This window comes from Kribbella speibonae, from assembly GCF_004331375.1.
GTDB lineage: Bacteria > Actinomycetota > Actinomycetes > Propionibacteriales > Kribbellaceae > Kribbella > Kribbella sindirgiensis.
Genome location: NZ_SJKC01000004.1, coordinates 1 through 12,163 on the forward strand (window position 1 = coordinate 1; position 12,163 = coordinate 12,163).

The window sequence follows — 12,163 nt, forward strand, 5'->3', positions numbered from 1 at the left end:
CGCCGATGGTACTGCGACCGGGAGGTCGTGGGAGAGTAGGACGCCGCCGGACATTCACACTGTTAAGGGCCACCCCACTAGGGGTGGCCCTTAACATTTGTGGAGGGTCGGCGGGTGCCGACCAGGACGTCACCTCCCGCTGCCGGCGCGGTAACGTTTGTCCGATTACTGCTCTTCAGCATCGTTAGGAGTCACCGTGGCGACGCCACCTCGCAATCCTCGGTCCGGATCAGGGGACCGTCGCGGTTCGTCCGGAGGAGCCGGCCGCTCAGGCGGGTCCGGTGGCGGACGGTCAGACTCCGGTCGTTCGAACTCGTCCGGTCGTTCGGGCTCTGGAGCTGGTCGCTCGGGCTCGGGTGGTGGGCGTTCGGGGTCTGGGAGTTCGGGGTCTGGGGCCGGTCGGTCCGGGTCCGGAGCTGGGCGTGGTGGCTCTGGGGCGGGTCGTTCTGGGTCTGGGGCTGGTTCTGCTGGTGGCGGTGGTCGTGGAGGTTCTGCGGGCCGTAGCGGTGGGGCGCCGGGTCGGCGGGGCGGGATTGCCGGTGGGCGTTCGGGTGGTTCTGGCGGTTCGTCGTACCGGGACCGGGATGAGAGTTCCTCTGAGAACAGGCGGGGGTTTGCCGGCTCTCGGGGTGATGACAAGTCTGCGCGGGACCCGTTCGGTGGGCAGATGTCCGGGCAGGGCGATCGCTCTGGTGGGTACCGTCGCGATGATCGGGGCGGTTCGGGGCGTGGGCCTGGTGCGGGACGCGGCGTAGCCGGCTCCCGGCGAGACGACCGCGGCGGACGGGACGACCGCGGCCGCGACGATCGCAGCGGCTACCGGCGTGACGATCGCGGTGGAGATGACCGCGGTGGGTTCCGTCGGGATGACCGTGGTGACAGCCGTGGTGGTTACCGGCGCGATGAGCGTGAGGGCGGGCGGGATGACCGCGGCCGTGATGACCGCGGTGGGTATCGGCGTGATGACCGTGGCGGTGACAGTCGGGGTGGGTACCGGCGGGACGACCGTGCGGATGGCAGGCGTGACGAGCGCGGGCGTGATGACCGCGGTGGGTTCCGGCGGGATGAGCACGGCGGTGACAGCCGTGGTGGGTACCGGCGCGATGAGCGTGAGGGCGGGCGGGATGACCGCGGCCGTGACGATCGCGGTGGGTATCGGCGCGATGAGCGTGGTGGGGACAGCCGTGGCGGGTTCCGGCGGGACGAGCGTGCGGGTGGAGAGCGCGGCGGGTTCCGGCGGGATGAGCGTGGGGAAACTCGGCGGGATGGTGGGGAGTCGCGGGGGCGTGGGCCTGCTCGGGCCGGTGGGCCTGGGCGGGGGGAGCGTGGTGCGTTCCGGCGTGATGAGCGTGGTGGGTCCGGTGGGCGCGATGAGCGGCGGGGTGGGCCTCGGCGGGAGGAGCGCGAGGAGCGGGTTGGGCCGCGGCGCGACGATCCCAAGATTCCGGAAGGGATCACGGGTGCTGAGCTCGACCGTGGGGTGAAGGCTGAACTGCGGTCCTTGCCGCGGACGTTGGCCGACCTGGTCGCGCAGCATCTGGTGGCGTCTGGGCGTTTCCTCGACGACGATGCGGAGCTCGCGTACCAGCACGCCCGGACCGCGCGGCGATTGGCGGCTCGGCTCGGTGGTGTGCGGGAGGCCGTGGCCATCACGGCGTACCTGGCTGAGCACTACGACGAGGCGTTGACCGAGTTCCGCGCCGTACGGCGGATGACGGGAAACCACGAGGTCATCGCGATGATGGCTGACTGTGAGCGGGCGCTCGGGCGGCCGGACAAGGCGCTGGCGCTGACCAAGGACAAGCACGTTCATGACGTGTCTGAGGCGACGCAGGTCGAGCTGCTGATCGTGGCGGCCGGGGCGCGGCGCGACAAGGGTCAGACGGCGGTGGCGGTCCAGATGCTCGAGGTGCCGGAGCTGACGAAGCGGACGCGCGCCGAGTGGCTGCCGCGGTTGCGGTACGCGTACGCCGATGCGCTGGCGGAGGCTGGGCGGACCGATGACGCGCTCGTCTGGTTCCACCGCGCGGCCGGCGTCGACGGCGACGGTGTGACGGGTGCGGCTGAGCGGGCTGCCGAGCTCGAAGGCCTCGAGTTCACCGATCTCGACGAAGACGACACGGTCGTCGACGACGAGTACTTCGAGGACGAGACCACCGACACCACCACCGACACCACCACAGACGAAGACGCGGACGAAGACGACGACCTGGACGCGGACGCCGAGGACGTGGACCTGGAGGAGGACACCGACGAGGTGGACGACCAGGACGACGACCAGGACGACGTGGTTGATGGTGGGGAGAACAAGGGCGGCGGCGAGTAGGGCGTGGTTGGTGTGGTGGAGGGTGAGGCGGTTGGGGTGCTGGTGGGGGCCGCGCTCGCCAAGGGGGCGCGGCGGCTCGAGAAGTCTGTCGGGATGGTGGAGAACTCCGAGGACGACGCCATCCATCAGGTACGGGTGTCCTGCCGGCGGCTGCGAAGCGATCTGAAGCTGTTCCGCAAGCTGCTGGCCGGCGACTGGGCGACCGAACTGCGCTCCGACCTGGCTGCACTCGCGCAGGCCTGCGGTGAGGCCCGCGACCTCGAGGTGATCGCGGCACTCGTCCGCGAGACCGCCACCAGCGAGGACAACCAGGAACACGTCGACACCATCCTCACCACGCTCACCCTCGGCCTGGAACGCGCCGCGGCCCGCTCAGCCGAGGTCGTCCTGGGGGAGTCCACCAAGGACCTGCTCACGACCATCGACGCCGTCGCAGCAGCCCCCGACCTCAACGCCAAGGCAGAAAAGCCCAGCAGCGAGGTCCTACCGCAGCTCCTCCGGTCGGCCACCGAGAAGTTCACCCAGGCAGCCGACAAGCTCAAGCCCTGGACCTCTGACGACGACTGGCACGAGGTACGGCTGCTGGCGAAGCGAGTCCGGTACGCCGCCGACACCAGCGCCGCCGTACTCGGTGACGAAGCCAGAACGACCGCAGCGCACGCAGCGACGTACCAAGAGCTCTTGGGGCAGCATCAGGACCACTGCGCCGCGGCTGACGCTCTGACAGCCATGGCGGTCGACGCAGCGGCTCAAGACGACCCAGAGCTCTCTTTCACGCTAGGACGGCTCACAGAGCGCCACAGGGCCGCCCGCAAGCCCCTGCGCGAACAGTTCCTCAGCCTGTACCACCGGCCCTGACCTCACAGCGTCCGGAACAGCAGCCCTACCCGCGGCTTCGGGCCGAACGACGTGGCCTTCTGCGGCAGTACGACGCCTTGCGCGGCGGAACGCAGTACCTGGTCCATCCGGGGTGCTGCGAGCTCCACAGCGAGCTGCTGAGGCCCTGCCAGCGCCAATGCGTCTGACAACGTGTGGTGAAAGCTGAGGTCGTCCTCGACCACACCCCACGCCGGAAACAGCACCTCGTGCAGCAACGCGACCGTGGGCACCTCGGACTCAGTGTGGAGAGTCAGCCAGCTGGAACCGTCCGTGACCGAGATGCGGTCCGGGTCGCCCTCTACTCGACCAGGCTGCATCTGCCAGCCGGCCGGCGTACGCGACTGCACAGTCATGAGGTCCAGACCCGGTACGACGCGGTGGATCGGATCCAGCGTCAACGGGTGCCGGATGTAGTCGACCAGCATCGCCAGACCGACCTCTGCGGTCTGCCGGTACGGCTCGCGCAGCTGACGCTCCAGGTACGCCGCATACCGGTGATGACCGTCCGCGATGACCGCCTCGTGCTTGGCCAGCTCCAGCTCGATCGTCTCGAGCACCTCTGGGTCGTCGATCCGCCAGATGCGGTGCTCGGCGCCGTTGTAGGTCTCGGCCTCCACCCACGGCTCACCGGACCGCGCCGCGTCCACGGCATCACTGGCCGCGCCACCGTCGGCGTACGCGAGCAGAATCGGCTCCAGGTCGGCGTCTGTCGCCTCCATGAGCTGCAGCCGGTCGTCGACCCAGTGCGGCATCACCTCTTCGTGTGGGAGCACTACTTGCCGTGCCGGGTCCAGCCGCAGCAAGCCGACCAGTCCGCACAGTACGGCGCTCCCCAGACGCTGCTCGTAGACGTAGAGCGCGGGCTGCTCGTCCTGTACCACCACGCCGTCCCGCTGCCACCCGGCGAGCCGGTGCGCAGGTTCGTTGTACCGGGCGGGGCCGAGGCCCGGATCGCGTGGAAGGATGAGCCTCACCATGTTGTGCAGATCAGAATCAGTCAGCCGCCGGACGATGGCGGGTTCCAGCACGTCGTACGGCGGTGAGGTGACGGCGCCGAGCGCGCTGACCTTGCCCGCCACGAACCGCCAGGCACGCAGTGGGTCGAGGCTCAGTACCCCCCGAGGATCCAGCATGCGCGGAATCGTACGGGGTGAAGCGTGAGCGCGGAACGCACAGCGCCGGAGCCGCTCTCGGCGTGTGACGAACCGCTCGCGACCCGGTACGACGTGGCGCTGCTGGACCTCGACGGCGTCGTGTACGTCGGGCCGGATCCGGTCCCGGACGCGCCGGAGAACCTCCGCAAGGCCGCCAAGGAAGGCATGCGGCTCGGGTACATCACGAACAACGCGAGCCGGCCGGCGGGAATCGTTGCCGAGCACCTCGCGTCGTTCGGGCTGGACGTGATCGCCGAGGACGTGGTGACGTCGGCGCAGGCGGCCGCGAAGCTGATCGCGAGCGAGTTCCCCAAGGGGTCTCCGGTGCTCGTGGTCGGCGGCGAAGGGCTGGTCGTCGCGCTCGAGGAGTACGGCCTGACGCCGGTGCGGAGCAGCGACGCGCGGCCGGTCGCCGTCGTTCAGGGATTCCACCCGGACGTGAACTGGGTGATGCTCGCCGACGGCGCGCACGCGATCCACGAGGGCGCGAAATGGTTCGCGACCAACCTCGACCTGACCATCCCCACCGCGGCCGGCAAGGCGCCGGGGAACGGCACGCTGGTGCAGGCGGTCCGGGCCGCGGTCGACGTGGACCCGGTCGTCGCCGGGAAACCCGAACCGCCGCTGCTGGAGACGAGCATCGAACGGCTGGAAGCCAAGCGCCCGTTGATGATCGGGGACCGGCTGGACTCCGACATCGAGGGTGCGAACGTCGTCGGGATCGCCAGCCTGTGGGTCGCGACCGGTGTCAACGACGCGTACGACCTGGCGCGGGCGCCGAAGCACCAGCGTCCGACGTACATCGGCGCCGGCCTCGGGGCGCTGGCCGAGAAGCACGCCGGCGTGACCGTCAGCGGCTCGAAGCACACGTCGGCCGGGTGGACCGCCGAGGTCGTGAACAACGCGGTCACGGTGAAGGGCGAGGGAGCGCCGTACGACGGACTGCGCGCGATCCTGTCCGCGGTCTGGGCTGCCGTCGACGCCCCTGCCGAACCGCCCAAGCCCACCAAAACCACGCGAGGCCGCCGCCCCCGCCCGAAGCCGGCTCCCACCGCCGAGTCCATCGCCCTGGACGCCGCCCTGCACCGCATCGGCCTCGACAAGTAGCCCCGGCGGGGGTGGGGTGGTGTTGCGGCGCGGAGGCGATACCGTTGCTGGGGACGATGCGAGGAGGCAGTCATGGTGATGGACGCACTGCGCGGCTACGTACAACTGGCGAACGGGTTGACCGAGGTCACCAAGCAGAAGGCCCAGGCGGCTGCGAAGGCGTTGCTGCAGCAGACCGGCGCGGATGCCTTGACGACCAGGGCGAGTGACCTGGCCGACGAGATCGTTGCCACCAGCAAGAGCAACCGTCAGCTGCTGCAGGCGATCGTGTCGAACGAGGTCGAAGGCGCGGTGGCGCGGCTCGGATTCGCCCGCTCGGAGGAGGTCGCGGCGCTGACCCGGCGGGTGAAGGCGCTCGAGACCGAGCTCGCCGAGGCCCACGAGGCCGCGGCTGAGCCCGCCGCTGAGCCGGCTCCTGTGGTCGACGCGGCGCCGGGGGCCGCCAAGAAGGCGGCGAAGAAGGCTGCTGCCAAGAAGGCCGCCGCGAAGAAGGCTGCACCGGCCAAGAAGGCTGTGGCGAAGAAGGCTGCGGCGAAGAAGACGGCGAAGAAGGTCTGAGATGACCGAGCATCCCGGCGAGCAGTTCCCACCGGACGTGGACCCGGACGTCGAGCCCGGCTTCGACCCCTACCAGGGCGAGGAGAAGCAGACCCACCCCGACTACGACACCGAACCCGGCGCCCAGGACACGGCTCAGGAGTCGGTGGAGCATCTTGATCCGGCGGCGGTCGAGTTCGGGCCGGAGTTTGCGCGGGCGCCGGGGCAGGAGCACGAGCATGCCTTCGTGGCCGAGTCCGCCGAGGACCCCGCCCATGAGGACGAGGGCGGGCATCCGTTGGTCGAGGAGACGATGGCTCGGCTGGACGAGTTGCGGGACAAGCCGGTGAGTGAGCACGGTGAGGTGTACGCGGACCTGCACGAGCGGCTGCAGACCGCCTTGGTCGAGGCCGACGCCGAGCAGGGCGACCGGAGCTAGCGACCTCCGAGTGGCCAAGGGAGTCAAGCGGTCGCGGCTCGATGCCGAGCTGGTACGGCGTGGGCTCGCGCGCTCCCGTGAGCACGCGAGCGAGCTGATCGCGGCCGGCAAGGTGAAGGTCTCCGGGACCGTGGCCGGCAAGCCCGCGACCGGTGTCGGTGCGGACGCCCCGATCGTCGTCGACACGTCCGAGCACGAGGACCCCGGGTACGCGAGCCGCGGTGCGCACAAGCTGATCGGCGCCCTCGAAGCATTCCCAGCCGTCCAGGTCACAGGCCGCCGTACGCTCGATGCCGGTGCGTCCACCGGCGGATTCACCGACGTACTGCTGCGCAACGAGGCCGCGCACGTGATCGCCGTCGATGTCGGGTACGGCCAGTTGGTGTGGGCGTTGCAGACCGACGACCGGGTCACGGTGATGGACCGGACCAACGTGCGCACGCTGACGCTCGACGACATCGGTGGTGAACCGGTTGATCTCGTGGTCAGCGACCTGAGTTTCATCAGCCTCACGCTGGTGCTCCCGGCGCTGCTCGGCGTGGTGAAACCGGACGGCGAACTGGTGCTGATGGTGAAGCCGCAGTTCGAGGTCGGCAAGGATCGGCTGGGCAAGGGCGGCGTGGTCCGCGAGCCCGAGTTGCGCGCGGACGCGGTGCGCACCGTCGCCGCCAAGGCCCACGACCTGGGCTGGGGAATCGCCGGCGTCGCGGCCAGCCCGTTACCTGGACCGTCAGGAAATGTCGAATACTTCCTGTGGATACGACGAGTTGCACCGCCTCTCGATGAGACGATGCTGCAAACCGCGATCACTAGCGGACCGCAATAGAGGAGGCTGGGGTGGCTGAGCGCGAGCCGCGGCGCGTGCTGCTGGTGACGCATACCGGCCGGGAGCAGGCGGTCGAGGTCGCCCGGGACGCGCACCGGTTGCTGACCGGCGCCGGGATGCTGGTGCGGCTGCTCGGCGGTGAGGCCGAGGAGCTCAAGCTCGACCCGGTGGAGATCGTCGACGACCCGGAGAAGGCGGCGAACGACGTCGAGCTGATCATGGTGCTCGGCGGCGACGGCTCGATCCTGCGTGGCGCCGAGCTGGCGCGCCCGCACGGTACGCCGGTGCTCGGGGTGAACCTGGGCCACGTCGGGTTCCTGGCCGAGGCCGAGGTCGACGACCTGGAGCGGATCGTCCAGGTGGTGGTGGACCGCACTTACGCGGTCGAGGAGCGGATGACGCTGGCCGTCGATGTCCGGCTGGACGACGACCTGATCTTCGAGACCTGGGCGCTGAACGAGGCGAGTGTCGAGAAGGCGGCCCGGGAGAAGATGCTCGAGGTCCTGGTCGAGGTGGACGACCGGCCGCTGTCCCGCTGGGGCTGCGACGGCGTCGTGGTCGCGACCCCGACCGGGAGTACGGCGTACGCGTTCTCGGCCGGCGGACCGATCGTCTGGCCGGAGGTCGAGGCGATCCTGCTGGTGCCCCTGAGCGCGCACGCGCTGTTCTCCCGGCCGATCGTGGTGGCGCCGACGTCGCGGCTGTCGATCGAGCTGGTTCCGTCCTGGCACGGGCGCGGCGTGCTGTGGTGCGACGGCCGGCGGATGGTCGAGGTGCCGCCCGGCGCCGAGATCCAGGTACGGCGGGGTTCGACGCCGGTCCGGCTGGCTCGGGCCCACGAGGCGCCGTTCACCGACCGGCTGGTGGCGAAGTTCGACCTCCCCGTGCTCGGCTGGCGTGGGGCCGCAGAGCGCAAACGCAACGGAAACGGACACTGACAATGCTTTCGGAGATCCGCATCACTGGGCTGGGCGTGATCGAGGACGCGACGTTGGACCTCGACCCGGGCTTCACCGCGGTCACGGGTGAGACCGGTGCCGGCAAGACGATGGTCGTGACCGGGGTGAACATGCTGCTCGGCGGCCGCGCCGACAGCGGTCTGGTGCGGCACGGGACCCGGCGGGCGCGGGTCGAGGGCCGCGCGAGCGCCGTACCGCGGGCGATCGTGCAGCAGGCCGAGGACCGTGGCGGCGAGCTGGACGACGACGAGCTGCTGATCGCGCGGGAGCTGTCGTCGGAGGGCCGTTCGCGGGCGTTCCTCGGCGGCGCGTCGGTCCCGGTGTCCGTGCTGGGCGAGGTCTCCGGGGACCTCGTCGCGATCCACGGGCAGGCGGACCAGTGGCGGCTGCTGCAGCCGGCGCGGCAGCGCGAAACGCTGGACACCTTCGCCGGTAAGGCGGTTCTGGTGCCGTTGCAGGAGTACGCCGCGGCGTACAAGCGGCACCGCGAGGTCGAGGCCGAGCTGACCGAGCTGACCACCCGCGAGCGGGATCGTCTCGCCGAGGCGGATCTGCTGCGGTTCGGTCTGGACGAGGTCGCGAAGGCGGAGCCGTTGCCCGGCGAGGACACCGAGCTCGCGGCCGAGGAGGATCGGCTCGCGTACGCCGACGGTCTGCGTACGGCGGCCACGACCGCGGCGGACGCACTGGCGTCGGAGGACCTCGACTCCACCCGGCCGAACGACGTACTCGGCCTGCTGGCGTTGACGAAACAGGTCCTGGACGGCGAGCGCGAGCACGACGCGAAGCTCGCCGAGCTGGCCGACCGGGCGGGCGAGCTCGGGTACCTGGCGGCAGATCTGGCGCAGGAGTTGTCGTCGTACGCCGCCGATGTCGACACCGATCCAGCGCGGCTGAGTGTGGTGAGCGAGCGCCGTGCGTTGCTCACCAACCTGGTGCGCAAGTACGGCGCCGATCAGGGCACCGTGGACGAGGTCATCGACTGGACGAAACGGTCGGCCGAGAGGCTGGCCGAGCTCGACGGCAGCGACGAGCGCGTCGAGCAACTGACGGGCGAGCTGGCCGAGCTGGACGCGAAGCTCGCCGACCTCGGTCAGCAGATGCGGGACGCCCGGATCGAGGCGGCCGCGCGGCTCGGCGTCGCGGTGTCCGAGGAGCTGACCGGGCTGGCGATGCCGCACGCGAAGCTGTCGGTCGAGGTGCACGAGACCACGGCCGGGCCGTTCGGCATCGACGAGGTCGAGTTCTGCTTTGCGGCGAACCCGGGAAGCCCGGCGCGTCCGCTGCAGAAGGCCGCGTCCGGCGGTGAGTTGTCCCGGGTGATGCTCGCGCTCGAGGTGATCCTGTCCGACACGCACCCCGTGCCCACGTTGGTGTTCGACGAGATCGACGCCGGGATCGGCGGCCGCGCCGCGGTCGAGGTCGGCAAGCGGCTGGCCCGGCTGGCCGAGAAGGCCCAGGTGATCGTGGTCACGCACCTGCCGCAGGTGGCCGCGTTCGCGGACCGTCATGCGGTCGTCCTGAAGAGCGACGACGGGTCCGTCACCACGAGCGGTCTGGTCGCTCTCGACGACGATGCGCGGCTGAAGGAGCTGTCCCGGATGATGGCCGGTCTGGAGAACTCCGACGCCGCCCAGGCCCACGCCGAGGAGCTGCTCGCCCTCGCCGCCGAACGTCACAAACCGCGCCGGAAGTCTCGTTCCAAAGGATGAAATGACCCACAGTCACTGTTAATTCAGTGCGTGAACGGCGGCCGGGCCGGGTAAATGAGCCGGGAGAGGGCTCTTGACATGGCAGGATGAGGGTGCGATGAAACTGCCCAGCCTGCGGAGAGCACGACCCACTGAACTGCCTGGAGTCACCGGGGTGGTCCGGCTGGATCGACGTACCAAGAATCTCACCAAACGGCTCAAGCCGGGTGAGATCGCCGTCATCGACCATGTCGACCTGGACCGGGTCAGCGCCGAGGCGCTGGTCGACTGCCGGGTCGCGGCGGTGGTGAACGTCGCCGACTCGATCAGCGGCCGGTACCCGAACCTCGGTCCCGAGATTCTCGTCGAGGCCGGGATCCCGCTCGTCGACGGCGTCGGCCGCGAGGTGTTCTCGGTGCTGCACGAGGGTGAGCAGGTCCGGCTCGACGACGGCACGCTGTACCGCGGCCACGAAGCGGTCGCGAAGGGCATGTCCCAGGACAGCAAGTCGGTCGCGGAGCTGATGGACGACGCCCGCGCCGGGCTGTCGACCCAGCTCGAGGCGTTCACCGCGAACACGCTGGAGTACCTGCGCCGCGAGAAGGACCTGCTGCTCGACGGCGTCGGCGTACCGGCGATCCACACGCCGATGGAGGGCAAGCACGTCCTGATCGTGGTCCGCGGGTACGACTACCGCGAGGACCTGGTCGCGCTGAAGTCCTACATCCGCGAGTACCGGCCGGTGCTGATCGGGGTCGACGGCGGCGCGGACGCGCTGGTCGAGAACGGGTACGTCCCGGACCTGATCCTCGGCGACATGGACTCGGTGAAGGACGAGACGCTGAAGAGCGGCGCGGAGGTGGTCGTGCACGCGTACCGCGACGGCCGCGCGCCCGGCGCCGAGCGGCTCGAACGGCTCGGCGTGGAATCGATCGAGTTTCCGGCCACCGGCACCAGCGAGGACATCGCGATGCTGCTGGCCGATTCCAAGGGCGCCTCGCTGATCGTCGCGGTCGGCACCCACAACTCGCTGGTGGAGTTCCTCGACAAGGGGCGCCCCGGGATGGCGAGCACGTTCATCACCCGGTTGCGGGTCGGTGCCAAGCTGGTGGACGCCAAGGGCGTCTCCCGGCTGTACCGCAGCCGGGTCTCGACGTTCCAGGTGGTCGCCTTGATGGTGGCCGGCCTGTTCGCGCTCGGGATGGCGATGGTCGCCATCGGGGCCGATGACGTCGTCTGGTCGATCCTGCGGGCGCGCTGGGGCGACTTCGTCTACTGGATCCGGGAGCTTTTCACGTGATCGACTTTCGCTACCACATCGTCTCTATCGTGGCGATCTTCTTCGCCCTGGGCGCCGGTGTGGTGCTCGGCGCCGGACCGCTGAAGGGCACCGCCAGCGAAGTCGTCGCGAGTCAGGCCGAGAAGGACCGTCAGCAGCTCGCCGACGCACGGGCCGAGCTGGTGCAGGTGAAGGCGCTCGACAAGTACCGCGACGACTACGTCGCCAAGGTGACCGCCGGGATGACCACCGGCAAGCTGACGAACAAGAAGATCGCGATCGTCACGATGCCGAACGCGGACAACGACCTGACCAACAGCGTGCAGGACGAGGTCGAGAAGGCCGGCGCGGTCGTCACCACGAAGGTCGCGCTGGACGCGAAGCTCTTCGACACCGGTCAGCGGCAGTTGGTCGAGTCGCTGGTCAACCAGCTGGTCTCCGCGGACATGCAGATCCCGACCGACAGTACGACGTACCAGCGGGCCGGGCTGCTGCTGGCGCGCGGGATCGCGGCCAAGGAGGACGGCAAGACCGGCGACGCGGACTCCACCAAGGTGATCAGCGGAATGACCGGCGCGAAGCTGCTGTCGCTGAAGCCGTCGCAGATCAAGGACCGGGCGACGCTGGTCCTGGTGATCGCGGCGAAGCCGCCGACGCCGCTGCCGGACAACTCGACGTACAACGACAGCGTCGACTTCCTCGAGGGCCTGGACACCGGCAGCTCCGGTGTTGTGGTCGCGGGGACGCCGGCGACCGCGGTCGACGGCGGAATCATCAAGGCCTTGCGGAGTGACTCCGAGGCCACCAAGATCGTTTCTTCGGTGGACGTGGCCGACATCCCCGCCGGACAGGCGACGGTCGTCTTCTCGCTGGTCGAGCAGGCCGAGGGCAAGGCGGGGCAGTACGGCGCGATCAACGCGAAGAACGGCGTCGCGCCGTCGGCCGTACAGACGAAGGACAACTGAC

12 protein-coding genes are annotated in these 12,163 nt (G+C 69.8%); 11 read left to right on the forward strand and 1 reads right to left on the reverse strand.

Going from position 1 to position 12,163, the window contains the following annotated elements:
• Positions 1-824: 824 nt before the first annotated feature.
• Genes E0H92_RS28140 through E0H92_RS28150 form a run of 3 tightly spaced genes read left to right on the forward strand, consistent with a single transcriptional unit; the run spans position 825 to position 3,184 of the window.
• The gene (locus tag E0H92_RS28140; RefSeq protein WP_131498416.1) at positions 825-1,484 is read left to right on the forward strand and encodes a hypothetical protein; all 660 of its coding nucleotides are present in this window, start codon (positions 825-827) and stop codon (positions 1,482-1,484) included.
• Positions 1,481-2,326: a hypothetical protein gene (locus E0H92_RS28145; RefSeq protein WP_238153528.1), complete on the forward strand. Its 846-nt coding sequence runs from the start codon at positions 1,481-1,483 to the stop codon at positions 2,324-2,326. Before E0H92_RS28140 ends, E0H92_RS28145 begins: the two co-directional genes overlap by 4 nt.
• A 3-nt stretch (positions 2,327-2,329) precedes the next feature.
• Positions 2,330-3,184: a CHAD domain-containing protein gene (locus tag E0H92_RS28150; protein WP_131498417.1), complete on the forward strand. Its 855-nt coding sequence runs from the start codon at positions 2,330-2,332 to the stop codon at positions 3,182-3,184.
• Between the two features lie 2 nt (positions 3,185-3,186).
• Here E0H92_RS28150 and E0H92_RS28155 read toward each other — a convergent pair whose 3' ends face one another.
• Entirely contained in the window at positions 3,187-4,338 is a 1,152-nt protein-coding gene (locus tag E0H92_RS28155) for a DUF1015 family protein (protein WP_131469339.1), read from the reverse strand.
• Positions 4,339-4,362: 24 nt separating this feature from the next.
• Between E0H92_RS28155 and E0H92_RS28160 the strand changes: the two genes are divergently transcribed.
• From E0H92_RS28160 to E0H92_RS28195, 8 genes are all read left to right on the forward strand, one after another.
• The gene (locus E0H92_RS28160) at positions 4,363-5,466 is read left to right on the forward strand and encodes an HAD-IIA family hydrolase (RefSeq protein ID WP_131469337.1); all 1,104 of its coding nucleotides are present in this window, start codon (positions 4,363-4,365) and stop codon (positions 5,464-5,466) included.
• Positions 5,467-5,538: 72 nt separating this feature from the next.
• Positions 5,539-6,024, forward strand: a complete 486-nt coding sequence (locus E0H92_RS28165; protein WP_131469335.1) for a phasin family protein — start codon at positions 5,539-5,541, stop codon at positions 6,022-6,024.
• A 1-nt stretch (position 6,025) separates the two neighbouring features.
• On the forward strand, positions 6,026-6,442 hold the full coding sequence (locus E0H92_RS28170) for a hypothetical protein (RefSeq protein WP_131469333.1): 417 nt from the start codon (positions 6,026-6,028) through the stop codon (positions 6,440-6,442).
• A 10-nt stretch (positions 6,443-6,452) separates the two neighbouring features.
• A complete protein-coding gene (locus E0H92_RS28175) occupies positions 6,453-7,268 on the forward strand; it encodes a TlyA family RNA methyltransferase (RefSeq protein ID WP_131469331.1) in 816 nt (271 codons plus the stop codon).
• 11 nt (positions 7,269-7,279) lie between these two features.
• Positions 7,280-8,206, forward strand: coding sequence for an NAD kinase (locus E0H92_RS28180; protein WP_131469329.1), 927 nt, complete (start codon positions 7,280-7,282; stop codon positions 8,204-8,206).
• Positions 8,207-8,208: 2 nt separating this feature from the next.
• Positions 8,209-9,939 carry a DNA repair protein RecN gene (gene recN, locus E0H92_RS28185; protein WP_131469328.1) on the forward strand — a complete coding sequence of 577 codons (1,731 nt, stop codon included), beginning with the start codon at positions 8,209-8,211 and terminating at the stop codon, positions 9,937-9,939.
• 97 nt (positions 9,940-10,036) lie between these two features.
• Positions 10,037-11,218 (forward strand): putative cytokinetic ring protein SteA, encoded by a 1,182-nt coding sequence (gene steA / locus E0H92_RS28190; protein ID WP_131498418.1) that lies wholly within the window; start codon positions 10,037-10,039, stop codon positions 11,216-11,218.
• Positions 11,215-12,162 carry a copper transporter gene (locus E0H92_RS28195; protein WP_131498419.1) on the forward strand — a complete coding sequence of 316 codons (948 nt, stop codon included), beginning with the start codon at positions 11,215-11,217 and terminating at the stop codon, positions 12,160-12,162. The genes steA and E0H92_RS28195 overlap by 4 nt, the downstream gene beginning before the upstream one ends.
• Position 12,163 lies beyond the last annotated feature (1 nt).